22 protein-coding genes and 2 pseudogenes are annotated in these 24,431 nt (G+C 66.8%); 11 read left to right on the forward strand and 13 right to left on the reverse strand.

What is annotated here, in order from left to right; all coding sequences use genetic code 11:
* Positions 1–11: 11 nt before the first annotated feature.
* Positions 12–1,304 carry an exodeoxyribonuclease VII large subunit gene (gene xseA, locus B3G12_RS05510; RefSeq protein WP_290499523.1) on the reverse strand — a complete coding sequence of 431 codons (1,293 nt, stop codon included), beginning with the start codon at positions 1,302–1,304 and terminating at the stop codon, positions 12–14.
* A 58-nt stretch (positions 1,305–1,362) separates the two neighbouring features.
* On the opposite strand from xseA, the gene B3G12_RS05515 reads away from it, so the two are divergent.
* Both B3G12_RS05515 and B3G12_RS05520 read left to right on the forward strand, forming a co-directional pair.
* Positions 1,363–2,289 (forward strand): hypothetical protein, encoded by a 927-nt coding sequence (locus B3G12_RS05515; protein WP_244944707.1) that lies wholly within the window; start codon positions 1,363–1,365, stop codon positions 2,287–2,289.
* Positions 2,273–3,355 (forward strand): 4-hydroxy-3-methylbut-2-enyl diphosphate reductase, encoded by a 1,083-nt coding sequence (locus B3G12_RS05520; RefSeq protein WP_144941906.1) that lies wholly within the window; start codon positions 2,273–2,275, stop codon positions 3,353–3,355. Before B3G12_RS05515 ends, B3G12_RS05520 begins: the two co-directional genes overlap by 17 nt.
* 6 nt (positions 3,356–3,361) lie before the next feature.
* On the opposite strand, the gene B3G12_RS05525 is transcribed toward B3G12_RS05520, so the two are convergent.
* The 5 genes from B3G12_RS05525 to B3G12_RS05545 form a co-directional block, all read right to left on the reverse strand.
* Entirely contained in the window at positions 3,362–4,564 is a 1,203-nt protein-coding gene (locus B3G12_RS05525) for a DNA recombination protein RmuC (protein WP_244944706.1), read from the reverse strand.
* 70 nt (positions 4,565–4,634) lie between these two features.
* A complete protein-coding gene (locus B3G12_RS05530; protein WP_144941908.1) occupies positions 4,635–5,246 on the reverse strand; it encodes a response regulator transcription factor in 612 nt (203 codons plus the stop codon).
* Positions 5,243–6,583, reverse strand: a complete 1,341-nt coding sequence (locus B3G12_RS05535) for a sensor histidine kinase (protein ID WP_290499525.1) — start codon at positions 6,581–6,583, stop codon at positions 5,243–5,245. The genes B3G12_RS05530 and B3G12_RS05535 overlap by 4 nt, the downstream gene beginning before the upstream one ends.
* Entirely contained in the window at positions 6,580–7,341 is a 762-nt protein-coding gene (locus tag B3G12_RS05540) for an ABC transporter permease (protein WP_290499526.1), read from the reverse strand. Before B3G12_RS05540 ends, B3G12_RS05535 begins: the two co-directional genes overlap by 4 nt.
* Positions 7,342–7,446: 105 nt before the next feature.
* On the reverse strand, positions 7,447–8,373 hold the full coding sequence (locus B3G12_RS05545; RefSeq protein ID WP_290499527.1) for an ABC transporter ATP-binding protein: 927 nt from the start codon (positions 8,371–8,373) through the stop codon (positions 7,447–7,449).
* Between the two features lie 136 nt (positions 8,374–8,509).
* On the opposite strand from B3G12_RS05545, the gene ychF reads away from it, so the two are divergent.
* Together ychF and B3G12_RS05555 are read left to right on the forward strand one after the other, a co-directional pair.
* A complete protein-coding gene (gene ychF / locus B3G12_RS05550; protein WP_290499528.1) occupies positions 8,510–9,595 on the forward strand; it encodes a redox-regulated ATPase YchF in 1,086 nt (361 codons plus the stop codon).
* A 113-nt stretch (positions 9,596–9,708) separates the two neighbouring features.
* A complete protein-coding gene (locus B3G12_RS05555) occupies positions 9,709–10,404 on the forward strand; it encodes an adenylate/guanylate cyclase domain-containing protein (protein ID WP_290499529.1) in 696 nt (231 codons plus the stop codon).
* A 9-nt stretch (positions 10,405–10,413) separates the two neighbouring features.
* Here the strand turns inward: B3G12_RS05555 and B3G12_RS05560 are convergent, their stop codons facing one another.
* The 4 genes from B3G12_RS05560 to B3G12_RS05575 form a co-directional block, all read right to left on the reverse strand.
* A complete protein-coding gene (locus B3G12_RS05560; protein WP_290499530.1) occupies positions 10,414–11,145 on the reverse strand; it encodes an adenylate/guanylate cyclase domain-containing protein in 732 nt (243 codons plus the stop codon).
* A gap of 7 nt (positions 11,146–11,152) precedes the next feature.
* A complete protein-coding gene (locus tag B3G12_RS05565) occupies positions 11,153–11,626 on the reverse strand; it encodes a Pycsar system effector family protein (RefSeq protein WP_290499531.1) in 474 nt (157 codons plus the stop codon).
* A 412-nt stretch (positions 11,627–12,038) separates the two neighbouring features.
* Positions 12,039–14,363 carry an AAA family ATPase gene (locus B3G12_RS05570; RefSeq protein WP_290499532.1) on the reverse strand — a complete coding sequence of 775 codons (2,325 nt, stop codon included), beginning with the start codon at positions 14,361–14,363 and terminating at the stop codon, positions 12,039–12,041.
* Positions 14,360–15,037: an HAD family acid phosphatase gene (locus tag B3G12_RS05575; RefSeq protein WP_349678114.1), complete on the reverse strand. Its 678-nt coding sequence runs from the start codon at positions 15,035–15,037 to the stop codon at positions 14,360–14,362. The genes B3G12_RS05570 and B3G12_RS05575 overlap by 4 nt, the downstream gene beginning before the upstream one ends.
* A 666-nt stretch (positions 15,038–15,703) precedes the next feature.
* Here B3G12_RS05575 and B3G12_RS05580 point away from each other — a divergent pair.
* Both B3G12_RS05580 and B3G12_RS05585 read left to right on the forward strand, forming a co-directional pair.
* Positions 15,704–16,690 (forward strand): DMT family transporter, encoded by a 987-nt coding sequence (locus B3G12_RS05580; protein WP_290499535.1) that lies wholly within the window; start codon positions 15,704–15,706, stop codon positions 16,688–16,690.
* Positions 16,687–17,952 (forward strand): pyridoxal phosphate-dependent aminotransferase, encoded by a 1,266-nt coding sequence (locus B3G12_RS05585; protein ID WP_290499536.1) that lies wholly within the window; start codon positions 16,687–16,689, stop codon positions 17,950–17,952. Before B3G12_RS05580 ends, B3G12_RS05585 begins: the two co-directional genes overlap by 4 nt.
* Before the next feature lie 433 nt (positions 17,953–18,385).
* Here the strand turns inward: B3G12_RS05585 and B3G12_RS05590 are convergent, their stop codons facing one another.
* The gene (locus B3G12_RS05590; RefSeq protein WP_290499538.1) at positions 18,386–19,792 is read right to left on the reverse strand and encodes a PLP-dependent aminotransferase family protein; all 1,407 of its coding nucleotides are present in this window, start codon (positions 19,790–19,792) and stop codon (positions 18,386–18,388) included.
* Positions 19,793–19,987: 195 nt separating this feature from the next.
* Positions 19,988–20,284: pseudogene (locus B3G12_RS05595) on the reverse strand (integrase core domain-containing protein); the annotation flags it as partial.
* 37 nt (positions 20,285–20,321) lie between these two features.
* Between B3G12_RS05595 and B3G12_RS05600 the strand changes: the two are divergent.
* From B3G12_RS05600 to B3G12_RS05620, 5 genes and pseudogenes are all read left to right on the forward strand, one after another.
* Positions 20,322–20,624: pseudogene (locus B3G12_RS05600) on the forward strand (HigA family addiction module antitoxin).
* Positions 20,625–20,795: 171 nt separating this feature from the next.
* Positions 20,796–21,074 carry a type II toxin-antitoxin system Phd/YefM family antitoxin gene (locus B3G12_RS05605; protein ID WP_290499539.1) on the forward strand — a complete coding sequence of 93 codons (279 nt, stop codon included), beginning with the start codon at positions 20,796–20,798 and terminating at the stop codon, positions 21,072–21,074.
* Positions 21,075–21,329 (forward strand): Txe/YoeB family addiction module toxin, encoded by a 255-nt coding sequence (locus B3G12_RS05610; protein WP_126874389.1) that lies wholly within the window; start codon positions 21,075–21,077, stop codon positions 21,327–21,329.
* A gap of 122 nt (positions 21,330–21,451) precedes the next feature.
* The gene (locus B3G12_RS05615) at positions 21,452–21,988 is read left to right on the forward strand and encodes a GNAT family N-acetyltransferase (protein WP_290499540.1); all 537 of its coding nucleotides are present in this window, start codon (positions 21,452–21,454) and stop codon (positions 21,986–21,988) included.
* Positions 21,989–22,153: 165 nt separating this feature from the next.
* Positions 22,154–23,584: an anion permease gene (locus B3G12_RS05620; RefSeq protein WP_290499543.1), complete on the forward strand. Its 1,431-nt coding sequence runs from the start codon at positions 22,154–22,156 to the stop codon at positions 23,582–23,584.
* An 86-nt stretch (positions 23,585–23,670) separates the two neighbouring features.
* On the opposite strand, the gene B3G12_RS05625 is transcribed toward B3G12_RS05620, so the two are convergent.
* Positions 23,671–24,420: a succinate dehydrogenase/fumarate reductase iron-sulfur subunit gene (locus B3G12_RS05625; RefSeq protein WP_290499545.1), complete on the reverse strand. Its 750-nt coding sequence runs from the start codon at positions 24,418–24,420 to the stop codon at positions 23,671–23,673.
* Between the last annotated feature and the right edge of the window lie 11 nt (positions 24,421–24,431).

Consider the following 24,431-nt stretch of genomic DNA (forward strand, 5'->3'; position numbering starts at 1 on the left):
TGGCCGCCCGGTCAGTGCTCTCCGGGCTGCCTCGTGCTGCTGGAGGTCACGTCCACGCCCAGCTCGCCGCGCGCAAGACGCACGGAGAGGGACTGGCCGGGGGCGGCGTCGGCGGCGTCCGTGAGCACGGAACCGTCCGCGGTCTGGACCACCGCGTACCCGCGGTCCAGCGTCTGCTGGGGTGAGAGCGCGCGGACGCGGGCCCGCATCTGGCCCACGGCATCCCTGGCGCGCAGGGTCTGCGCGTTGGCCGCGGACCACGCGCGGGAGCGCCAGCGGTCGAGGTCCTCCTCGCGGATGAGGATCATGCCGTCCGGCTGGGACAGGGACGGCCGCGAGCGCATGGTGGCCAGGCCCTGCTGCTCGCGGTCGATCAGCGTGCTCACTGCGCGGTCCAGGGCGGCCCTGGCCTGCAGAAGGCGCAGCCGCTCGTCCTGGACGTCCGGGACGATCCGCTTGCCGGCGTCCGTGGGGGTGGAGGCCCGCACGTCCGCCACGTAGTCCAGCAGGGGCTGGTCGTTCTCGTGGCCGATCGCACTGACCACCGGCGTCCGGGCGGCGAACACGACCCGCAGCAGGGATTCGTCGCTGAACGAGAGCAGGTCCTCGAACGCGCCGCCGCCACGGGCAATGACGATGACGTCCACCGCGTCCATGCCGTCCAGCTCCTGCAGCGCCTGGATCACGGCCTTCGCCGAGCCCGTGCCCTGCACCGGGACCTCGCGGATCTCGAACTCGACTCCCGGCCAGCGGTTGGTGGCGTTGCGCACCACGTCCTTCTCCGCGTCCGAGTTCCGCCCGGTGACCAGCCCGACCCGGTGGGGGAGGACGGGCAGCCGCTTCTTGTGGGCGGGGTCGAACAGGCCCTCCTCCGCGAGGGCGCGGCGCAGCCGTTCGAGGCGTTCCAGCAGGTCCCCGAGACCCACGGGACGGATGTCCCTGCCGAGCATCGAGAGCCGCCCGGTCTTGACGTAGAAGTCCGCCTTGAGGTTCACGACCACGCGCGAGCCGCGTTCGAGGGGACGCTCCAGCCGGGCCATCTCCCGCTGGAAGAGCGTGACATTCACCGAGACCTCCTCCTGCAGGTCCCGCAGGGTCACGTAGGAGACGCGGGCGCGCTGGTTGACCTCGATCACCTGGCCCTCGACCCACGCGTCCGGGGCCTTCTGCACCCAGCCGTGCAGCGCGTGGGAGAGCGTGCTGAGCGGCCAGGGGTTCTCGGGCGTGGTGTCACGGGCCAGCTTGGGCAGCTCCGGGGGGCGTTCCTGCTCTCCGGCGCCTTCGGGGGAGGACGAGGTGTTCATGGGACATGACTACCATCCGCCGAGGACACGCACAGTGGATTCTCCTTAGAGTGGAGTGGTGAGCACCCCCGAGCACTCCCCACGTCCACCGATGCTGCGCAGTCTCGCGGCTGCACTGTGCGCCCTGCTGGCCGGCGCCGGTTTCGCCCTGTGGCTGGGGATCTCGTGGCTGCAGGACCACGTGCTCTCGCCCTCGGGCTTCCAGGACACGGCCGCCTCCGTGGTCACGCAGACCTCGTTCCAGGAGGACCTGGTGAGCACCCTGGTGGACCAGGCCACGCTCCACGCTGGCGACACCCCTGGAACCGGGATCGACGCCCTCGACGGCGTGCTCCAGCGGGTCCGCGACTCCGCCGTGAACGCGGCGCAGCAATGGCTCACCGCGCCCGAGCAGGAGGGCACCTGGATCCAGGTGCTCGACGACACCCACGACGCCAACGTCCCCGTGACAGCGAGCGCGGGCAAGGCACCGGACGAGTTCGTGGTGGACGTCTCCGCCCTTGGCGCGGCGGTGGAGCAGCAGGTGGAGAAGACCGTGGGGTTCTCCCCGGGGATCGCAGACCAAAACCTCACCATCACCGTGCCGGGCGCCCACACCGGTGTGGTCGTGGACACCCTCGTGCAGCTCGCGCAGTGGCGATACGCGCTGCCGTGGTTCGCCGGGATCCTGGCGGTGCTCGCGCTGGTGGTGGCACCCCGCCGGTGGCTCGCGCTCGCGGGGGTGGGACTGTCCGGCGTGCTGTTCACGGGCGTGGTGCTCGCCGTGGCGCTGAGCTCGGCCCAGAAGCTCGTGGACGCCTCCGCCGTCGAGCCTGTGGCGCACGTGGTCACGGAGCAGATCGTGGCGCAGCTGCGTGAGTCCTTCGTCACCTCGAGCGTCACGGGGATGCTCGGCGCGGGCGCCGTGGCGCTGTTCGGTGTGATCCTGGCCGTGGTGCGCCCCAGGGCGGTCACCTACCATAAGAGGCATGTCCACAGTGGTTGACCTTTCCATGCCCACCGTCCCCAGGGTGCGCCGTACCCCGGAGGAGATCGCCGCGGCCGCCCCGGTCACGGGGGAGCGCCGGGTCCTGCTCGCCGCACCGCGCGGCTACTGTGCCGGGGTGGACCGTGCGGTGATTGCCGTGGAGAAGGCCCTGGAGCACTATGGTGCTCCCGTGTACGTGCGCAAGGAGATCGTGCACAACAAGCACGTGGTGCAGACCCTCGAGGAACGCGGGGCGGTGTTCGTGGAGGAGACGGATGAGGTTCCCGAGGGCGCGATGCTCGTGTTCTCGGCCCACGGCGTCTCACCGGCTGTGGTGCAGTCCGCCCAGGACCGGAACCTGCACACCATCGATGCCACCTGCCCGCTGGTCACCAAGGTGCACCGGGAGGCCGTGCGATTCGCGAAGAACGACTACGAGATCCTCCTGATCGGCCACGTGGGCCATGAAGAGGTCGAGGGCACGTTCGGGGAGGCGCCCGAGCACATCCAGATCGTGAACTCCCCGGAGGACGTGGACACCCTGGAGGTCAACGACCCGGACAAGGTGGTGTGGCTCTCCCAGACCACCCTGAGCGTGGACGAGACCATGGAGACGGTGAACCGGCTGCGGGCCAAGTTCCCGAACATGATCGACCCGCCCAGCGACGACATCTGCTACGCCACCTCCAACCGCCAGGCGGCCATCAAGGAGATCGCCCCGCAGGCGGACCTGGTGATCGTGGTGGGATCGGCCAACTCGTCCAACTCCGTGCGGCTCAAGGAGGTGGCGCTGGAGTACGGCGCCGCGCGCGCCGAGCGAGTGGACTTCGCCCACCAGGTGGACGAGTCCTGGTTCGAGGGCGTGGCTACCGTGGGGGTGACATCCGGTGCGTCCGTACCCGAGGTGCTCGTGCAGCAGGTCCTGGAGCTGCTGGCCGAGTACGGCTACGGGTCCGTGGAGGAAGTGGAGACCGCCCAGGAGGACATCCTGTTCTCCCTGCCCAAGGAGCTGCGCGCGAAGCTCGCCAAGGACGGGGACACCGCCCGCGGTCTGGGCGGCCGCGGCACCAAGCCCTCCCGCTGAGCCGCGTCAGTCCTCCACGAACTCCGTGGCCGTCAGCGGCCGGGGCACCGCGTCCACGGGGGTGGTGTCGAGGGTTCCGGCACCCGTGACGGTCGGGTCCAGTTCCGCGATCTTGCGGGCCGAGGGCAGCACGCGCGACTCCATGGAGCCCACGAGTTTGTTGTAGCCCTCCACCGAGCGCCGCAGGGACCCGCCCATGTCGGACAGGTGCTTGCCCACCGAGCCCATGCGGTCGTAGAGCTCCCGGGACAGTCGGTACAGCTCTCGCGCGTTGTCCGTGAGGGTGGCCTGGCGCCAGCTGAACGCCACGGCCTTCAGGGACGCGAGTAGGGACACCGGGGACACCAGGGCCACATTCGCACGCGCCGCGTGATCCAGCAGGGAGGCATCCGCATCCAGCGCGGCGGCCAGGGCGGACTCGACCGGGACGAAGCACATCACCAGCTCGGGAGAGTTCTCCTCCGCGGACCAGTACTTCTTGGTGCCCAGCGTGTTCACGTGCGCCCGCAGGGCCTTGGCGTGGGCGGCGAGCAGCTGGGCGCGGCGCTGCTCGTTCTCGGGGGAGCCGTCCGCGGGGACGGCCTGGGCGTCCAGGTAGGAGGACATGGGGGCCTTCGCGTCCACCACCACGGTCTGCGCGCCGGGCAGGTTGACCACCATGTCCGGGCGCTGGATACCGGATTCCGTGGCGCGCACCGTCTGCTCCGTGAAGTCCACGTGGCGGGTCATCCCGGCGGCCTCCACCACGCGGCGCAGCTGCATTTCACCCCATGCACCGCGGGCGGTGGTGGAGCGCAGGGAGCCCTCCAGGGAGGTGGTGGCGTGCAGCAGCTGCTGGTCCGTGGTGCGGGCCGCTTCCAGGGCCTGGGCCACGGCCCCGAACTGCTGTGCACGGTCCCGCTCCAGCTGGTTAACGTGCCGCCCCACGGAGGAGAGCTGGTCGTTGAGCGGTGCCAGCGCGCGCATGACGTCCTGGTCCTGCACGGCCCGCGCCTCGAGGGACTCCACACGCTGCTCGAGCTGCTCGGCCGCGGCCCGCGCGGAGGCGGCGTCCTGCAGGGCGGCGAGCCTCTGCCCCTGGGCATCCTCCAGCTCGGTCTCCAGCGCCGTGGACTTCTGGTGGGCCAGCACGTACCCCAGCACCACACCCACCACGAGGGCGAACAGCGACCACAACCACCACACCTGAGCCATCACCGAAGCATCCATGCGCTCACCATGACAATCCCGTCCGACACGCATAAGCGCCCCGGCGGAGCTCGTCACCGGATCCGGAGGGCTACAGCCACCCGTTGCGGGCGGCGACGGCCACCGCCTCGGTCCGGTTGGCGGTTCCGGTCTTGCCGATCGCCGAGGACAGGTGGTTGCGCACCGTCCCTGCGGAGAGGTGCAGGGCCCGCCCGATCTGCCCCGCCGAGGCCCCGTGGGACGCTTCCCGCAGCACGTCCTGCTCCCGCGGGGTCAGGGGGTTCGGTCCGGCCAGCAGGGACTTCTCGGCCAGCGCCGGATCGACCACGCGCAGCCCGGCGTGCACCTTCCGGATGGCCTCTGCGAGCTCCGCAGCGGGGGTGTCCTTGACCACGAAGCCGGACGCACCGGCATCGAACGCGCGCCGCAGGTAGCCGGGGCGGTCGAACGTGGTGACCATCAGGCACCGCGTCCCGCGCCCGGCGGCCACGATTCGCTCGGTGGCCTCCAGCCCGGTGAGGCCGGGCATCTCGATGTCCAGCAGGGCCACGTCCAAGGCGAGCTCCCCGGCAAGAGCGACCGCCTCGGCACCGTCGGCGGCCTGGGCCACCACGGTGATGTCCGGTTCCAGGCCCAGCAGAGCGGCCAGTCCGGCGCGCACGAGGGCCTGGTCGTCCGCGATCAGCACTCGGATCTCGGTCATGCCCGCCACACCTCCACGATCGTGCCGCCCCGGGTATCCCGCGCGACCGTCACCTCACATCCCGCAGCCCGAGCCCGCTCCTTCATGCCGCGGATGCCGTTGCCCTCTCGAAGCGCCGGTCCGGCGGCGCCGGCCTCGGAACGCGCCTCGGTCCCGGAGCACGACGACGCCGCCTCACCGCGGTACCCGGCCCGCACCGGCCGCTGCGGGTCCGGGCCGACGCGCCCCACACCGGCCCGGTCGGGCGCATCCGCCGCGGCGTCGTCGGTGCTCGGACGGCTCGTCGAGGGCGCCGCGCCGCCCGGACTAGCCAGGGTGTCGGTCCGGGCTGAGTGGTGAGTGGGGGCACCCGCGGTCCGTGCGCCGTCGTCCGCGATGCGAAGCGAGGAACTGGTGAGCGTGACGCGGCAGTGCGCCGCGCCCGAGTGGCGGACCACGTTGGTCACGGCCTCGCGCAGGATCCACGCGAACGCGGAACGGGTGGCGGCGTCCAGGGGCGGGACCGAGGACGGCAGGTGCGGGGTGATCCCGGCGGCGCGCAGGGCCGCGCGTGCCTGGACGAGTTCCACGCCCAGGTCCAGGTCCCGCAGCTTGCCGACCGTGGAGCGCACATCCGTGAGGGCTTCGCGGGACAGGGCCAGGACGTCGTCCAGCTCGGCGACGGCGCGCTGCGGGTCCGCCTCCACGAGCCGCTGGGCGAGCTGCGTCTTGACGGTGATGACCGTGAGGGAGTGGCCCAGGATGTCGTGGACGTCCCGGCCCACGGCCTCGCGCTGCCGGGAGATCTCGAGCTCGCGGGCCAGGCGCTCGTGGGTCTCGGAGCGCTCCACGGCGAAGCGGGAGAGCAGGATGATCGGCCCGGGCAGGACCAGGCCGAACAGCGGCCAGAACCACTGCTCCCGGGGGAGCAGCATGAGCAGCGGAACCAGGGCGGCCGTCTCGATCAGGAGCGAGGCCAGGATGCCCTGGCGCAAGGGCAGTCGGAACGCGCACACGGCCACGAAGAACGGTGCCGTGTAGGCCATGCCCCACGGCGAGGCCGGCAGCAACAGGGTGAGCGGCACCAGCAGGACCGCGCACCACAGCACGGCATTGCCCAGCACGCTCAGGCGCGGGACCAGGATCTGCCGGATCCAGGAGACCGTGTAGAGCCCGGCGAAGAGGGCCAGTCCGAGCAGTCCCAGGGCACTGGCCCAGATCGGCTCGTCACTCTGCAGCAGTGCCGCGGCGGGGATCACGAGGAACACGAGCCAGACGGTGGCAAACAGCAGGTCGGACCAATGGTGCTCGGGTTCCTCGGTGCGTGGGCGCGGGGCGGTCCCCGTGGGGGCGCTCATCGGCGGCCCGTGGAGGACCGGGCGGCCAGCAGCGCGATGATCCCGAACACGGCGGCCCAGGCCACGGCGTTGACCACGAGCCACAGCAGGCTGTCGGTCTGCGGGGCACCGCCCATGGTGGCCACCTCTCCTCCGGTCACGGGATAGCGGGCAATGCCCACGATTCCATACATGGGGGTGAAGCGGGCGACGGCCAGCATCCCGCCGGAGAGCGGCATGAACACGTTGCCGAAGAACGCGAAGACCACCAGCGCGCCGGTGGCGGCTCCCACTGCGGTGTCCGAGCGGAAGATCAGGCCTGCGGCAAGCCCGTAGAGGGCGAACACCACGGAGACCACCACGCACAGCACGGCGGCCAGCGCCCAGCGCCAGAGGTCGTCCATCGAGGCGTTGGTGAACGCCCCCACCAGGAACACGATGACCACGGGCAGCACCGCGATCAGCAGGGCCACCGCCACCTTGGTGGCCGCGTAGCCGCCCGTGCCCATGGGAGTCAGGGCGAGCTGCCGGCCCCAGCCCTGCAGCCGTTCCACGGCCGCGCCGGCGGAGATGGCGGTGGTGGCGGTGACGGCCCCGTACACGGCCATCGACACCATCACGTACGCGGACACGTTGCCCCCGGGCAGGCGGGCGTCGGACCAGCCCTGCACCGCGCCGAACAGGATGAACAGCACGGCGGGCAGCAGGGCCACGAACACCAGGTTGGGGATCGCGCGGACGTTCCGCAGGACGTCGTGGGCGGTGTAGGTCAGGGACATGACGGGCTCCTTGGGGTCTGGGTGCGGTTATAAACGCACGAGCTGCGGGGCGAGGGGAGGGGGCGGGAGAACGGTGCGGTCACCCGCGGTGCGCTGCGCGCGGGGTCACGCGGCCGCGTCGTCTCGATGGATCAACGCCGCGAACGCCTCGTCCAGGCCGCCGCGGGAGATCTCCAGCGCGCTCGCGGGGGTCCGGGTCAGCAGCTCGCGCGCGAGGGCGTCCGCGTCCTCGGTGCGCAGGTGCACGCGGGACTCCGATCGGCGCGAGACGGCAGCGCCCGCGAACTCGGGCAGCGGTTCGCCCGCCGGCCACACGAAGGAGACGGTGTGGTGCCGAGACATGGAGCGCAGCTCGTCCACGGAGCCGTCGAACGTGACGCGCCCGGCATCCATGAGGACGATCCGCTCGGCGACGTCCTCCGCCTCCTGGAGGTAGTGCGTGGCGAACACGACCGTGAGTCCGCGCTCGGTCTCGGCGCGCATCGCGTCCCAGAACTCGGTGCGGGACTGCACGTCCATGCCCGCGGTCGGCTCGTCCAGCACGAGCAGCTCGGGGCGCGGCAGCAGGGCCAGGGCGAAGCGGACGCGCTGCTGCTGCCCGCCCGAGCACTTGGCCACCTTCCGGCGCGCGAACGACGCCGCCCCCGCCCGTTCCAGCGCCTCGTCCACGGGCAGGTGGTGCGGGTAGAGAGACGCGATCATGGTCACGGTCTCGCGCACGCTCAGGTCCGCGAGCAGCCCGCCCACCTGCTGCACCGCACCCACCTTCCCGTGGGCCACGGCCGCGCGCGGGCGCTCGCCGCACACGCTCACCGCGCCGGAGGTGGGCTCGCTCATGCCGAGCACCATGTCCAGCAGGGTCGTCTTCCCGGCGCCGTTCGGCCCCAGCAGGGCGACGACGCCGCCGCGCGGGATCTCCAGCGAGACACCCTGCACGGCGCGGACCGTCTCGGAGCGGGTGCGGAAGGTCTTGACGGCGTCCTGCACCTGGATGGCGGGGGAGTGGGGCTGCGGTGGGTGTGTGGTGTTCATGGGTCCAGAGTCCCGTGCGGCGGGTCGCCGCTGAACTGCTGATTGTCACGAGTGGGGCGTGACATGTGTCAGGGGTGGGGTGGGCCGCGGAGTCGCGTGGCGGCGTCGTCGGGCGGCCCCGGTAAGATGGCGGACCGTGGCTCTTACTATTGGAATCGTCGGTCTGCCGAACGTCGGAAAATCAACCCTGTTCAACGCGCTCACGCGTAACACGGTGCTCGCCGCGAACTATCCGTTCGCGACCATCGAGCCGAACGTGGGCGTGGTGAACCTGCCGGACGAGCGGCTGGACAAGCTCGCGGAGCTGTTCGACTCGCAGAAGATCGTGCCGGCCACGGTGTCCTTCGTGGACATCGCGGGCATCGTGAAGGGTGCGTCCGAGGGGGAGGGACTGGGCAACCAGTTCCTGGCCAACATTCGTGAGGCCCACGCGATCGCCCAGGTCATCCGCGTGTTCGACGATCCAGACGTGATCCACGTGGACGGCAAGATCGACCCGGCCTCGGACCGTGAGACCATCAACACCGAGCTGATCCTCGCGGACCTGCAGACGCTGGAGAACGCGATCCCCAAGCTGGAGAAGCAGGTCAAGATCAAGAAGGGCTCGCCCGAACAGCTCGCGGCGTACCAGGCCGCGGAGAAGGTGCTGGCGGAGGGCCGCACGATCTTCGAGGCCGCCGGGCCCGAGAAGCTGGACACCGACAACCTGCGCGAGCTGAACCTGCTCACAGCCAAGCCGTTCATCTACGTGTTCAACGCGGACGAGGGCGTGCTGTCCTCGCCGGATCGCCAGTCCGAGCTGGAGGCGCTGGTGGCTCCCGCTCAGTGCGTGTTCCTGGACGCGAAGCTCGAGGCGGATCTGGTGGAGCTCTCCGAGGAAGAGGCCCGCGAGATGCTCGAGATGGAGGGCCAGGACGAGTCCGGCCTGGACAAGCTGGCCCGCGTGGGCTTCTCCACCTTGGGTCTGCAGACCTACCTCACCGCCGGCCCCAAGGAGGCCCGCGCGTGGACCATCAACCAGGGCGACACCGCACCCAAGGCCGCCGGGGTGATCCACTCGGACTTCGAGCGGGGCTTCATCAAGGCGGAGATCGTCTCCTACGACGACCTCATGGCCGCCGGATCCATGGCCGACGCGAAGGCCGCGGGCAAGGTGCGCATGGAGGGCAAGGAGTATGTGATGAAGGATGGGGACGTGGTGGAATTTCGTTTTGCGCTTTAATCTCTGGCGTCCATGACAGGTCGCGAACGGACCCTTTTTCTGCGCCCCTTGACGTCGCCCAGAGACCAAGCTGATCAAGCGAACGGATAGTGAGCATGGGGAGGAGCCTCGACATGAGTCTGAAAGATGAACTGGATGCGTACGTCCAGAAGACCGTCGACGAGCAGTGGGAGCGTCGCGCAGGCCAGAAGGTGCCCGACGCCGATGACCTTCCGCTGAAGAACCTTGCCGTCGAGCTCGACGCAACCGTCCTTTACGCGGATCTTGCGTCGTCGACGAAGATGGTTAAGGGGCGCAAGGACTGGTTCGCTGCGGAAGTCTACAAGAGCTATCTCTACTGTGCAGCCAAGATCATTCGAGCGCGGGGCGGCATCATCACCGCCTACGACGGGGACCGTGTCATGGGTGTGTTCATCGGAGAATCGAAGAACACCGACGCTGCGAAGTGCGGGTTGCAGATCAACTGGGCGTCGAAAAAGATCGTGGCAGCGAAGATCGCCGAGAAGTACCCGAAGAACACCTTCGTGCTCAAGCAGCGGGTTGGCATCGATACCTCGAAGCTTTTCGTCGCCCGAACAGGCATCCGAGGCAGCAACGACTTGGTGTGGGTCGGGAACGCGGCAAACAATGCGGCGAAGCTGGCCGCGCTGGATCCTCGTTACCCGACCTACATCACCGCCGACGTCTACAGCAAGCTGAACGAGACCTCGAAGCTCGGGGGCGACCCGAAGCGGAACATGTGGACTGACCTCGGTACCTCCGACATGGGCTATCAGATCTACGGGTCGACGTTCTGGTGGTCGGTCTGACGCCGGATCTCAACTGAGGGAGCTGATCCAGTCGTCCATCGGAGGGATGATGGGATTTCCCTGGTACACAGTTCCGATGCTGGACGTCCACTGCGGGCGTAGCAGGCTCTTGTTGTTCTCGTTCAGGTTCGAGTAGAAGACGTCGCCGACGACGATCGGGCTCGAACCCCAGCCACGCCCCGCCAGGTGCGCCAGATGGGCTGCCCTGTTAACGACGTCGCCCATGTACACGACGTCGTTGATCGTGCTGCCGCTGTACCCCGCCTTGATCATGAGGACCCGCCCGTACTCGACGCCTATGCCGATGCTGAGCTGGGTGATCCCTGCTTTCTCGTAGTGGTGGTTTAGGAGCTTCACGAGGGTATTGGCCTGCGCCGCGACAGCGAACACATCGTCGATGTGGTTGACCTGCGTCGTCTTGTAGGAGGCCCACACGCAGTCGCCGACGATATTCACCTCGCGCACATAGGGGTCGGAATTCAGGACTGCAACCATCTCCGAGATGAACGACCGGTAGATCATCGCAAGAACGGGCCTCTTGTGCTTCGACGTCAGGCCGGATGAGTCTCGGATGTCAATGAAGATCGCCGAGCACATGCCGTAGAAGCCGTTGGAGAACGTGAGCTTGTCCCGGTCAGGGAGCCCGTCTACCTCCTCGTACGCCCCCGCAGGCTGATCCAGGATCGCTTTGATCCGGGCCGAGCTGGCCGTCCAATCATATGGTCTGTAATTGCCGTCCATTTGCGCCCTAGCTATTCGCGTTGCCGACAACGAGGGACAGGACTGCGATCGCGGCTCCTGCAGCGAGAGCGCACCGAATGGACCACTTTGCGGCGGTCGCTTTCACCGTGGCAATCCGAGCATTGACATGGATCTGGTCAGCGAGATCTTTCGTCAGCTCAACAGGGTCAGAGGTCAGTGTGTGGAGCACCTCGCTGTACTCCTGTCGCTTGCCCCTGAAGTTTCGATCGATGCTGGCGAAGAAGAGCCTGTTGATCGCGTCCCGATCTGCATCCTTGTCCTTCACTCTCGGTGTCAGCGTCCATCCGCACATAGCGCCGGTGATGAGAAGCAAGGAGCAGGCGATCACAACGAGAGTGTCGAACAGCGCAGTCCGAGGAGTAAAGTCCTTTGCGAGGTTGAACGTCGTCGTTGCCATCACCCCAGTAAAGGCCAGCGTTACGCCGGCCTTCGCATCCGAGTGGCGAATCCACTCGTTCATCAATGCGAGTGTCTTCCATGCGTGATCTGGGTTCGGCTCGGGTGAGCTGACGGGCGTGGTCGCGTCGCGCGGATGGCCCCCGCTCGCCCGTCGTCCACCGCGCCATGACGGGATTCGAAACATAGCTCTAGGGTACTAAGGTCGACATAGATGCTTCAGGGCCGTCCGTTACGCGCGTGACTCAAGTGGGGCCCATCAGCTGGCAGTCACGGGGTTGAGCTTGAAGCGGTTCGCGCTCCTGCCCCCGCAGCTGCAATGCGACCGCGGCGGACGCGCCACCTGTCGATCCAGAGGTTGCTCTGTGCCGGAACGTGGTGGACTTTCGCTTTGCCGCCTACCGTCGGACAAGTCCAATGGGGGCTGTGGGAATGACGGGCCGTCGTCTGATCCTGCAACAGCCCGACTTGCCCGTCTATTGGTTGAGGGTGAGGTTCCCGCACCGGCACGCACCGCTCTTGCGGACCCAATCCCCGCACCCACTACAACAAGTACTGTCGTAGATCTCTAGAGCCGCGCTCGCCAATTGCTCGACTTCGCTCCAGGGGATCTCTTCAGCCCAGTCGTTGTAGTGGGCTCCGAGAAGGTTCCGGATCGTCAGTCGCATGTGTACCGTCTTCACGGCCTCGGCGATCGATGTTTTCCGCAGCCGGCTCTCGACTCCCTGCCAGAGATCACCAAGTGTGTACCTGTCTCCTTCTTTCCTATGGATGCTGATCTCGAACCGCCACGAGAGTTCCTGACAGATCTGCTCTAGGAGTAGCCCGGTCGCACTGGCCGTTGCTCTTGCTCGGCCCCGCCTGATCCCTTCCCTGACGTCATCGGCGATGCTTCCGTCCGCGTCACTAAGCTCGATCCCCCTATCGAACGTCCATCGCGTAATCATGCGCTCGTTGAAAGACCGCTGGTGAGCCTGATAGAGACGGCGCAGCTGGTTTAACCAGGAGCGGTCGTGACCGGTAATAATCAGCTGCCAATCGCTGAAGTTCTCTAGAACGAAGTCCATCACGTCGAGCCGCACAGATGCGTCCACGCTCTGCAGTGCGTCGTCGAGCACCAGAACCCGCGCTTGCCCTAGGTCGCCGGCCCGCTTCGTCACGGCGAGGAAGAACAGAAGCGCGATCAAGTCGCGATACCCCTCGCTGAAGGTCTGCTGAGGTAGTGCCGCGGAGCCGTTGGTGAACTCAATAACGACATCGAGACTGACGGGACCAGACTTGCCGACGAGAACCTTGATCGTCTTGACGTGATCTGCACGAGTGATGCGCGCGAAGCTGTTAGTAAGATCCTCTGAGATCGCTTGAAGGACAGGTACAATTCTCGCTTGCTGATCGTTGTACGCTCTAGGGTTCAGGCTCTGAACGCCAGCTGCTAATTTCTTCTTGATCTGGGCGAGACGAGCCTGCGTCCGATGGAGGCCGGAGATGAGGTCACGGACCGACTCGGGTAGTGCATCGATCGGGTCCACGACGCCATCAGAATCAATTTCCTGGAGAAGTTCCTTCACGAACTCGTCTAAATGCTTTTTGTTGGAGAAGTCGCAAGAAGCGTGCGGATACTTGGCCCGCATTTCATTCGAAAGCTCATCGCGTGCGACCCGCAAACTGAATTGCTCCTCGCGGAGCATGTTGAGCTCCTCATCGGGCCGAGCTCCCAACTCGCCGGCCGGATCAGGGAAGTAGTCGAAGAAGATCGTGCCTCGGGCCAGTGCTTCGGTGTCGAGGAATCGGAGGATGTCCGCCCGGCGGATCGCGACTGGCGCAAGCCGGAAGCCGGGGCGCACTGGCTCGCGAGAAGCGTGATCACGACCCTCTTCGCTTCGTACGAGGCTCCGGCTTTCCACACTTCCGTCGCTAAGCGTGACTGCGGCACGGGCCTGCTCAACCGAGAGATTCCGTACCTTGGCTCGGAGGCTGCTATTGAAATCGGCGGATCGGTCAATGCGTCCTTGCAGGGCGAACTCGATGCCGTCGATGAGCGTAGACTTTCCAACGCCATTGTCTCCCCAAAGCAAAAGATCGACTGGCTTGCTGTTCTTCGTTAAGGTCATCGAGATTTCTGCTGCGGATCCTCTGAAGCCCGCCACCGTGACCGAGATGAGCCGCATATCGGATTCTGATCGGTCATAGACCGGAAGTGCTCCGATATCCTCTTGCTCTTCGGAGAACGCAATCTTCGATAGGTTGCGCGCTACGTCGAGATCGACACGCGCGCTCACAGAGTCGGCAACTAGTTTCCCGGCTGGAACCGCAAGAATTCTCGTCTGAGTGTGCAGTCGTTCGAGGACTTCTTCCCACGCGGGCGGCGCGAGACCAGTGAGGCGCTTAAGATCGTGGAAATTCTCCCGTGGCGGAGCGCCCTGTATGTAGCGTGCTGCCCATTGCGGGACGGACGGGACCTGCTCCAGCAAACGACTCGCCATCGTCCGTGCCGTTGCTCCGCCAAACCCGAGCGCTGATGCCGTAGATCGGATGACACTGACAAGTCCCAGGATTACCTTCGCGTGCGTCCGCAAGTTCGGTCGATCCGCGTACGCGCGAGCTTCTCGCTTGAGGATATGAAGGCCGGCCGTCGCGGCAGATGAATGATCTCGCTTTTTTGTGAACTCTGCGCGGAGCGAGTACAGCGAGGCGACCTGTCCCTGGTCGAGTAGCAACATCCGTGTGTCAGAAGTTAACGGCGAGACCGCGCGCTCAGCGATCTTGACGAGGTCGCTGTGGACGATATGAACTTCCGTCACGAGACACTCCCTTGTTTGATCGCATTCATGACCGACGCATGCATTCCAATCGGCGCTCCCAATTCTTGCGTGTCGAGTGTGCCATCCTCCCGGACTTGAACGGTGGGAATCGCTAGGCTGCGCCAGACGCCGATGATGTCGTCCCCGTCATCGATGGCCACGACAGGAGAATATGCACTGAGAATCTTCTCGCCGATGTCCGTTTTCACCTGAACATCGGCGCGGAAGTCCTTGTCGGGCCGCAGGTAGATTTCTTCGTACTCGATGTCCCATTTCTGTAACCACTGCTTCGTGAGTTCCGTCCAGCGTTCCCCTCGTCCGCTGACGATTAGAATGTGAATGCCTTCGGAGTGGAGTTTCTGAGCGAACTCTCGAACGGGGGTATGGGGCCGGCAACCGAGTGACTCCTGGTGGAACCGGGCAAAGTCCTTCTTAAAATGATGATTCGTCTCGTCCGGAACCACATACTTTCGCACGGGTCGAACATCGCAGAGGGTGCCGTCGACATCGAATATAGCTGCCGAAGGGTGGGGTCTGCGGGGCGCGATGGAACTTCTGACCACAGTTCCGAGTGTATCCCTGATAGGCGAACCGGCGCGGACGTCGGTGTGTCGAAAGCTCAGTCTAGGATGTCGTACTTCGAGGACCAGCGTCAGAGATGCTTGCTCGGCCACCAGGTCTCGGTCGCACCCTCAAGTCACCTCTAGACGCGTGCGAGGGCCTGCTGCCCGGCTCGAAGGCGATCCGTGCCGTCGGCTGGCCGTTCGAATCAACGTTTCGAGCCTGAGCCGCCCAAGAGACTAGGCGCAGACTGTGGCTTCTCTAGGAGCTCGACGCTCTGGCGCGACGATAGAGTGCGACGGATTCATTGCCATGGCCTAGCGCCTCCTGCTGTGCCTGCGGTCGGCCTTCGTCCAGAGTGGCTGTGCGAGGCAGGATCACGGACGGCGCACTCTGAACTCCCAGCAGATGGCTGGAGCCAGAGGTTATTCGGCTACGGAACGTGGTGGAGTTCCGGTTTGCGCTTTAACCTCTGAAAGCTGTCACTACCTGTCGTGGTGGCCGTCCCGGAGGTGGATTGTCGGTCAGGGCCCCGGGGGTCGAGTCCCGTCATGGATCACGGCAGTCCGTGGCGGCAGGTGCGCAGCCTCTTGACCTACCGCCTCGTTCGTGAAGTTCAGTGTCCTCGAGAAGGTGGCGTTGGCTGAGTGTGCGGGTGAGGATGCTCTGGAGTGCCCTGTGTACCGCTGTTGTAGCGCTGTTCGTCGAGGCCGGCTTCCTGTGTGTCGCTGTCGAGTCCGCGAACTCGATGCGCACTCGAAGCGGTGATACTCTCATTTATGAGAGAACACAGTAGCGCTACTACGAATCTGACTCGGCCGATACTCTCTCGTGCAGGTCTCTGGTGGGGCCTGCTCGGGGTGACAGCGTTCTCGTTCACCGTTCCGTTCACCCGCGTCGCGGTCGAGAACGGCCACATGTCCGCGCTGTTCGTCGGCGCAGGCCGCGCGGTGGTCGCCGCGGCGCTGGCCGCCGCAGCGCTGCGGCTGACCCGTCAGAGCCTGCCGCGCGGGAGGCAGTGGCTGCAGGTCGCGATCGTCGCCGGCGGGGCGGTGCTCGGCTTTCCGCTGCTCACGTCCTATGCACTCACGGTCGCTCCTGCGAGCCACGGCGCAGTGGTGATCGCACTGCTTCCTGCGGCCACGGCCGTGATCGCCGTGCTGCGGACCCGAGAACACCCCGGACGGGCGTTCTGGATTTCGGCCGCCGTCGGCGCGGTCGCGGCGCTCGCCTTCGCCGCCGTGCAGGGCGGTGGGCTCGCGGGTCTGCGGTGGCCGGACCTGCTGCTGTTCGCCGCAGTGATCGTGTGCGCGATCGGTTACGCCGAGGGCGGCGTGCTCTCCCGCGACCTCGGCTCCTGGCAGACCATCTCCTGGGCGCTGGTGCTGGCCTCGCCTCTGACGATCGTGCTCACCGGCGTCGCCGTGGCACAGCAGCCGCCGACCGGAGCGCCGGTCGAGTGGGCCGCGTTCGGCTACCTCGCCGCCGTCAGTGCCTTCCTCGGCTTCTTCGCCTGGTATCGCGGCCTCGCGATCGGCCCGATGGCACAGGTCAGCCAGGTGCAGCTGTCGCAGCCGGTTCTGAGCATCTGCTGGGCCGCGCTGCTGCTGGGCGAGGAGATCACCGGAGCGACGGTCGTCGGCGGACTGGCGGTCATCGCCTGCGCGCTGCTGGCCGTCCGGTCCCGCAACAGGAGCAAGGAGGTCGCTGCCCCGGCGCTGGCCCGCACCGGAGGGGAGACCTTCACAGAGGGGACGTCGCGATGAGCACTGAGCAGCACTCTCCCGTTACCGGGGCGGCCCGTGATATCGGTGCATCCTCGCGGCTGGACGGCGTCCTCTACGACCTTCGCGGACCGGTGCACGAGCGCGCCAGCGAACTCGAGGCAGAGGGTCAGGAGATCCTCCGCCTGAATATCGGCAACCCAGCGCCGTTCGGATTCGAGGCCCCGGAGGTCATCGTCGAAGCGCTGCGCGGCTCCCTGCCCGACTCGCACGGCTACTCCGACTCGCAGGGCCTGCCCGAGGCGCGCGAGGCGATCGTCGAGCACTATCGCGAGCGCGTGGGCTTCCCCGCCCTGGCTATCGGGAACGTACTGATCGGCAACGGCGTCTCGGAACTGGTGGGCCTGAGCCTGCAGGCGCTGTTGGAGCCCGGCGATGAGGTCCTCATCCCCTCTCCGGACTACCCGCTGTGGACTGCCTCGACGGTCTTCGCCGGTGGTACTCCGGTGCCGTACCCCTGTGACGAGGCTCAGGGGTGGGAACCCGATGTCGAGGCGATGGCGGGCCTGATCACCCCGAGAACGCGGGCGATCGTGGTCATCAACCCGAACAACCCCACCGGCGCGGTCTACTCCCGGGCCGTCCTGGAGGGCATCGCGGGACTGGCCCGACGCCATGGACTGGTGCTCCTCTCCGACGAGATCTACGACAGGATCGTCTACCCCGGCCACGTCCATGTCAGCACCGCCCAGGCGGCACATGACCAACCCGTGCTGACCTTCGCGGGGCTGTCCAAGACGCACCGGGTCGCCGGATTCCGCGCGGCATGGGTCGCCGCGACCGGGTTCAGCCCCACTGACGGGTACCTCGGTGGGCTGCGCCTGCTTGCCTCGATGCGCATGTGCGCCTCGGTGCCCTCCCAGCACGCGATCACCGCAGCGCTGCGGCACGACGACAGCCTCAGAGGGCTTCTCGTGCCCGGCGGCCGGCTGCACGACCAGATGAAGGTCACGGTCGAGGCGCTGCGGGCGATCCCGGGGGTCACCGTGCACGAACCCGGCGGGGCACTCTACGTCTTCGCCCGCCTGGACGCCGAGGTGCACCCGATCATCGACGACGAGCAGCTCGTGCTGGACTTCCTCGAGGCCGAGCACGTCCTGATCGTGCACGGCCGCGCCTTCAACTGGCAGCGTCCTGACCACGTGCGCTTGGCGTTCCTGCCCGAGCAAGGCACCCTGCGCGACGTCATCGCCCGCTTCGGCAGCTTCCTCGACTCCTATGAGCAGCGGCCCCGGCCAGCTTGAGCACCCGCTGTCCATCCATCCCCCGATCGGCCCCGCGAGAGGAACCCACACTTACCCACGGGCCTGAGTGCCCTTCCGCTCACCCCATTCGCCCAAGGTCGTTCCGATATCGGGGCGTTCAGTGGCTACCGTACCGGCTCGAACACCGGCGCGGCGGCGATGTTCTTCAGCACGCCCACCACAGCTGTCGCTCATCTGGGCCCGGACCCGCTGATCGCCGTGGCCGGGCAGAACGTCGCGGGCTCGATCGCCATCATCGCCTGCCCGCCGCGGATCGCCTTGATGGTCGGCGTCGCCCTCGGCGCGGGCGAGCAGCTGCCGGGCTTGGCCGTGCGCACACTGCTGGCCGCGGTCGCGACGGCCGCCGTGCTCCTGGGGGTCTGGTCCTGGTGCTGGCATGCCCGATGCGGGAGATGCTCGGCCCGCGTGCTTGTCAGAGCAACTGCGACCGCAGGACCTCTCCGATGATCCTGGTGGCATCCGGGAATCGTGACGGGTCGGGTCCAGCGAAGTTCAACCGGACGAACGGCCCCGAAGGGTCGGAAGGGAACCACTCCGTTCCGGCCGCTATCAGTACGCCTTCGGCTTCGCAGGCCCGAGCGAGCCGCTCGACGTCCACGCCGTCGGGAAGCCTGACCCAGAGGTTCAGGCCGCCACGGGGCAACCGGTCGAGGGCAGCTGTGGGCATGTGCTCGGCCACGCTGTGGGCGAGCAGGTCGCGCCGTTCTCGCAGCTGTCCGCGCAGGCCCCGTAGGTGTGTCCGCCAGCCGGGCTGCAGCACTACCTCCAGTGCCGCCGTCTGCAGGACCCCGGAGACGTACATGGACTCCGCGCTTCGGTCGGCCAGCAGTCGCTCCCGTACTGGTCCGCGTGCGATGACGGCACCGATCCGCACAGCGGGGGAAACGCTCTTGGTGAGCGAACGGATGTAGACCACGTGCCCGGTGTCATCGTAGGCGGCCATGGGTACCGCCTCACCGTCGATGGCGAAGTCATGGGCCCAATCGTCCTCGACCAGGAACGCCCCGTGCTCGCGTACCACTGCGAGCACCCGGTCTCTTCTTTCCTGTGACCATTGGGCCCCAGTTGGATTGGCAAACGTCGGCTGGGCGTAAAACACTCGCGCCCCGGACTCGTCGAAGGCGCGCTCTAGGTCCTCCGGATCCGGGCCCCCGGAGTCACTGGTCACCGGCACGATCCGTACGCCGGCCAGCTTCGCTGCAAGGATTGCGCCCCAATAGGTGGGCGACTCCATGATCACGGTGTGCCCAGGGCCGGCCAGTGACCGGAAGACGGAACTCAGCCCGCTCTGCGTCCCGGGTACGACGAACACATCCCTGGGGGCAACGGGCGTCACACCGGACGGGGTGGACGCCGCGAGCTCGCTGGCGAACCACGCCTGGAGCTCCGGTAGTCCCTGCGCCGGCGACTGCGTCAACGCCGTCTCCCCGCGCGACGCTCGTGCTAGCGCCGATCGGACGACGCGCTCAGGCAGGAGCTCTCTGGCGGGGTAGCCGGAGTGCAGACCGATCGCGTCGACCGCGAGGTCTCGCATGGGCGTCGAAAGGCTCGGCAAGCGGGTGGCAGCAGTGCGAAGCGCACTCGTTTGCCAATCGAAGTCGAGGGCTTTCGGGGCCCTGTGGCCCAATACGAAGCTGCCCGCTCCGGGGCGGCTCTCTACCAGGCCGAGACCGACCAACGTGCGCATTGCCCGCGCGACTGTCACGGGACTCGCTCCGTGCCGCTCCGCCAGCGCGCGGCTCGAGGGTAGCCGTGTTCCCGGTGCTGCCTCCGCGATCCACTTGCGGAGTTCGGCGACTATCCGGTCAGCGCTACTCATGACCGCGACTCTATGGGATAGCAGCCGCGGCGACCGCTATTGGGGGACCGCTCATCGCTGAGCCCTTCGTCCAGTGTGTACTCATGTGGAGTCTGGCCGGCGTGCCATGGCGCTAGGGTGCAGGGGCGATCCCTTCTGCGAAGGCAGAAGTTGTTCCGTGCGGGACTGCTGCACGGTGAGGGGACAGTTGTAGTGTCAAGCCGCGAGGTCCACGGCTGGGTTCATGATGGTCTTGCACTCCCGCGGGGTCAAACGGCCCAGACGGACCTGTCGGCGGCTCCGGTGGTAGGCCCGTTCGATCCAGGTGATAATCGTGATCCGCAGCTCGTCACGGGCCTGCCCGCGACGGCGGTCGAGGACGTTCTTCTGCAACAACGCGAAGAAGGACTCCATCGCCGCGTTGTCACCGGCGGCACCGACCTGGCCCATCGACCCGTGCAGGTGCTGCTCGTTCAGTGCGTGCACGAATGACCTGACCCGGAACTGGGACCCAGAGCGCTTCACCCAGGACCAGAGGAGGTCGAGATCGTTGACTACCATTGACAAGATCGAGCCGATCCACCCTAGAGAAGTTCTGATGAAGGACTTCATCGAAGGACTCGGCATCACCCAGCGCAAGCTCGCCGTCTCCATCGGGATGCCTCCCCGGCGGATCAATGAGATCGTGCACGGCAAGCGGGGGATCAGTGCGGACACGGCCCTCCGTTTGGCACGGTATTTCGGGACATCAGCCGAGTTCTGGCTCAATCTTCAGAGCCACCACTAGTTGGACTGCGCGGAGGACCGGGCGGGAGAGCGCATTGCAGCGATTACTCCTCTTGTGGTCGCGTGACTCCTGAGTTGCCTCGTGCAGCCAGCCCTGGAGATTCCCGGCTGCAGTTCTCTCTCGCCTCGGCAACTTCCTCAATGTGGGAGGCTCATGCCTGATCGTCGTCATGCGGACCACGCCAGGATGTCGACTGGTACCATAAACGTGTACCAGTCGACGCAGGGAAGGGACCCCATGTCCATCAGCGCAAGCGAGGCCCGCAAGACGCTCTTCCCGCTCATCGAGCGCGTGAACGAGGACCAGGAAGCGGTCGAGATCGTCTCTCGGAAGGGCAACGCGGTGCTCATGCCCGCCGACGAGTACGCGGCGTGGCAGGAGACCGCCTACCTGTTCCGGTCCCCGTCGAACGCCCGCAGGCTTCTCGACGCCTACGATCGTGCCCGTGTCGGCAAGACCCAGGTCCACGAGCTCGACCGCTCCGATGAGCCGGTCAGCCAGGCCCGGGACGTCTGAATGCGGTTGGTCTGGGACGAGGCCGCCTGGGAGGACTACACGTACTGGCAGACCGCCGACCGGAGAATCCTCAAGCGGATCAACCTGCTCATCGATGCCTGCCTGCGCGAGCCGTTCGAGGGCATCGGCAAACCGGAGCAGCTGAAGTACGGGGCGCGGGGCTCGTGGTCGCGGCGCATCAACGAGGAGCACCGGCTCGTCTACCTCGTGGCTGGTGAGGATCTCGTGATCTTGCAGGCTCGATACCACTACTGAGCCGGGCTGAACTGTCGTTGTTCGGATCGGCTGTGCCAGGTGACTTCGCTGCCGTCGTCCAAGGCGCATCTCTGGGAAGCCCGCGAGGCTTGTCCGACCATTGACTGGTGAGGAATGGTGCCGTGCCCGATGAAGCCCTGTTACTTCGCAGATTGCGACAGGCGGACGCCCCTGCTGCTCACCAGGCTTTCGCCTCCAACCCCGACATGGCCCGTCAAGGCGTGGTCACCACGGCCGAGGAGGCCTCGGCGTACGTTGCCCGCCTCGTGAGCCCGGACTCGCCCCACGAGCCCTGGGCCGTCGTCGAGTCCGACGCACTGATCGGCCTCGTCTGCGTCACGGTGGACGAGGACAACAGGAACGGCTGGTTCTGGTACTGGATGACCGACCGGGCGCGCGGCAGGGGAGTCATGAGCCGAGCGGCGGCAACGGTCGCCGAGTGGGCTCTCGCGGAGCGCGGACTGGAGCGCCTCGAACTTGGCCACCGCGTCAACAACCCGGCGTCCGGCGTCGTCGCGAAAAGAGCTGGTTTCGTCAAGGAAGGAACCCAGCGTCAGAAATTCCTGGTGGACGGAGAACGCCTCGACGTCGACACCTACGGACGGTTGAAAACCGACCCGCATCCGGCCTTTGACCCCCTGCCCATGGTCACCCGATGAATGGTGACGGGAAACACCTATCAGGTCGTCCCCACATGCCCGGGGAACCGTATTTCCCCTGGCCCCAGGTCTAAAATTTGGGGGGAGAAGAGTCTCACACCGGAGCGACACTCGGAGGCAGAAATGTCCGGCCATCAGGTTGATTCCACCCACGAATCCAGAACCATGAGTCGGGACACCGTCTCCATGCTCTGGAAGTTCGGACTGATGGTGCTGGTGGGAGCGGTGATCTTCTTCATCCCCGCGCCGGAGGGCGTGGACCCCCGCGGCATGCACATGCTCGGGATCTTCGTCGCGACCATCCTGGGGCTCATCCTGCAGCCCCTGCCCACCCCGTCGGTGGCGCTGATCGGTCTGGCCACGGCCATGATCACCGGTGCCATGGATGTCAAGAGTGGGGAGGCGCTGAGCGGATTCTCCAACTCCGCCGTGCTGCTCATCGTCGCGGCGTTCTTCATCGCGGACGGCTTCTTGCTCACCGGGCTGGGGCGCCGCGTGGCCCTGATGTTCCTCAGGGTCCTCGGCAAATCGCCCCTGGGCATCGCCTACGGCATGGCCGTCACGGACCTCTTGCTCGCACCGGCCACCCCGTCCAACACGGCCCGCGCGGGTGGTGTGATCTACCCGATCGTCCGCTCCGTCGCGGAGGTGCAGGGCTCCACCCCGGACACCGACGAGTCCCGCAGGAAGCTCGGTTCCTACCTCACATTCACCGCGGCCCACGTCAACGTGATCACCAGCGCCATGTTCATCACCGCGATGGCCGGCAACCCGCTGGCCGTGGCCTCCGCCGAGAAGCTCGGCGTGCACATCTCCTGGGGCCAGTGGGCCCTGGCCGCGCTGATCCCCGGCCTCGTGAGCCTTGCGGTGGTCCCGTGGCTGCTCATGAAGGTCTACCCGCCCACGCTGAAGAGTACTCCGGAAGCACCCACCATGGCCCGCAGCGAGCTGCAGAAGATGGGCTCCATGACCCGCGGCGAGATCATCATGGCGGCCACGTTCGTGCTGCTCCTGTTGCTGTGGGTCTTCGGCACGGCCATCGGCGTCAACGCCACCACGGCGGCCTTCGTCGGCATCGCGGTGCTGCTGGTCACCAAGGTGCTCACCTGGAACGACATGGCCAAGAACGGCTCCGCCTGGAACACCCTGATCTTCTTCGCGGTCCTGGTGGGCATGGCGGAGAACCTGAACAACCTGGGCGTCATCACCTGGATCGGCTCGGTGGTCTCCGGCGCCGTCGGCGGCATGCCCTGGGCTGTTGCCTTTGCCATCCTGGCGCTCGTCTACTTCTACGCGCACTACTTGTTCGCCTCGAACACCGCGCAGATCGTCGCGATGTACGGCGTCTTCCTGGGTGCGGCCATCACCGCGGGTGCCCCGCCGATGTTCGCGGCCCTCGCCCTCGGCTACATCGGCAACCTGTTCGGCGCCATCAGCCACTACGCCTCGGGCCCGTCCGGGGTGGTCTACGGCTCCGGGTACGTCAAGGTCTCCGAGTGGTTCAAGGTCGCCTTCATCATGTCCGTGGCCATCATCATCATCTGGACCGTCGTGGGCAGCGGCTGGATGTGGATCCTCGGCGACCTCGCCATGTAGTCCGCCCGGCAAACCCTCCCCGCACGACGACGCTCGGTGCCCTCCCAGGGGCACCGAGCGTCGTCGTCTGTCGACGGGGGAGCGGGTCAGTCGTCCTTGTTGCGCAGCACCTGCCGCAGCTTCTCCTTGTTGAGACCGGCAATCGCGGTCAACGGGATCCCAGCGGGGCACACCTCCGCGCACTCGCCGTAGACCGAGCACGGACCGAACTCCTCCTCGGCCGCGCGCGTGATGCCTTTGGCCCGGCGGCCACGCTCCTTCTGGCTGGAGGGCAGCGTGGCCAGGTGCATCGTCTTGGACCCGGCGAACAGCTGCGCGGAACCGTTGGGGCACGCGGCCACGCACGCACCGCAGCCGATGCACGCTGCCAGGTCCAGCGCCCACTCCGCGGCCTCGTGCGAGACCGGGATGGCGTCCGCGTCCGGCGCCGTGCCCACGGAGGTGGAGACGAACCCGCCGGCCTCGATCACCCGGTCCAGCGCGCTGCGGTTCACCGCGAGGTCCTTGACCACGGGGAACGCTCCGCTGCGGAACGGTTCGAGCTGCACGGTCGCGCCGTCCTCGAAGGACCGCAGGTGCTGCCGGCAGGACGGCGTGTTCTTCTGGGGGCCGTGCGGAGTGCCGTCCACGGTCACGCCGCACGCCCCGCAGATGCCCTCGCGGCAGTCCGAGTCGAACGCGATCGGCTCCTCGCCACGGGCAACGAGATCGTCGTTGAGCTTGTCGAGCGCCTCCAGGAGGGAGAACTCGGGTCCGACCTCCTCCAGCAGGTACTCCTCGAAGTGCCCCTCCGCGGCGCCGGACTCCTGACGCCATACTTTCAACGTGAGTTTCATGAGGATGGTCC

This window comes from Kocuria sp. UBA5001 (assembly GCF_002398425.1).
In the GTDB taxonomy this organism is placed as follows: domain Bacteria; phylum Actinomycetota; class Actinomycetes; order Actinomycetales; family Micrococcaceae; genus Kocuria; species Kocuria salsicia.

Coding starts and splice junctions, on each gene's coding strand:
- B3G12_RS05585 (WP_290499536.1), top strand. CDS start 16,687: ATGAGCACTGAGCAGCACTCTCCCGTTACCGGGGCGGCCCGTGATATC.
- B3G12_RS05565 (WP_290499531.1), bottom strand. CDS start 11,626: ATGAACGAGTGGATTCGCCACTCGGATGCGAAGGCCGGCGTAACGCTG.
- B3G12_RS05580 (WP_290499535.1), top strand. CDS start 15,704: ATGAGAGAACACAGTAGCGCTACTACGAATCTGACTCGGCCGATACTC.
- B3G12_RS05540 (WP_290499526.1), bottom strand. CDS start 7,341: ATGTCCCTGACCTACACCGCCCACGACGTCCTGCGGAACGTCCGCGCG.
- B3G12_RS05610 (WP_126874389.1), top strand. CDS start 21,075: ATGCGGTTGGTCTGGGACGAGGCCGCCTGGGAGGACTACACGTACTGG.
- B3G12_RS05590 (WP_290499538.1), bottom strand. CDS start 19,792: ATGAGTAGCGCTGACCGGATAGTCGCCGAACTCCGCAAGTGGATCGCG.
- B3G12_RS05560 (WP_290499530.1), bottom strand. CDS start 11,145: ATGGACGGCAATTACAGACCATATGATTGGACGGCCAGCTCGGCCCGG.
- B3G12_RS05620 (WP_290499543.1), top strand. CDS start 22,154: ATGAGTCGGGACACCGTCTCCATGCTCTGGAAGTTCGGACTGATGGTG.
- xseA (WP_290499523.1), bottom strand. CDS start 1,304: ATGAACACCTCGTCCTCCCCCGAAGGCGCCGGAGAGCAGGAACGCCCC.
- B3G12_RS05530 (WP_144941908.1), bottom strand. CDS start 5,246: ATGACCGAGATCCGAGTGCTGATCGCGGACGACCAGGCCCTCGTGCGC.
- B3G12_RS05605 (WP_290499539.1), top strand. CDS start 20,796: ATGTCCATCAGCGCAAGCGAGGCCCGCAAGACGCTCTTCCCGCTCATC.
- B3G12_RS05545 (WP_290499527.1), bottom strand. CDS start 8,373: ATGAACACCACACACCCACCGCAGCCCCACTCCCCCGCCATCCAGGTG.
- B3G12_RS05520 (WP_144941906.1), top strand. CDS start 2,273: ATGTCCACAGTGGTTGACCTTTCCATGCCCACCGTCCCCAGGGTGCGC.
- B3G12_RS05625 (WP_290499545.1), bottom strand. CDS start 24,420: ATGAAACTCACGTTGAAAGTATGGCGTCAGGAGTCCGGCGCCGCGGAG.
- B3G12_RS05525 (WP_244944706.1), bottom strand. CDS start 4,564: ATGGATGCTTCGGTGATGGCTCAGGTGTGGTGGTTGTGGTCGCTGTTC.
- B3G12_RS05535 (WP_290499525.1), bottom strand. CDS start 6,583: ATGAGCGCCCCCACGGGGACCGCCCCGCGCCCACGCACCGAGGAACCC.
- B3G12_RS05555 (WP_290499529.1), top strand. CDS start 9,709: ATGAGTCTGAAAGATGAACTGGATGCGTACGTCCAGAAGACCGTCGAC.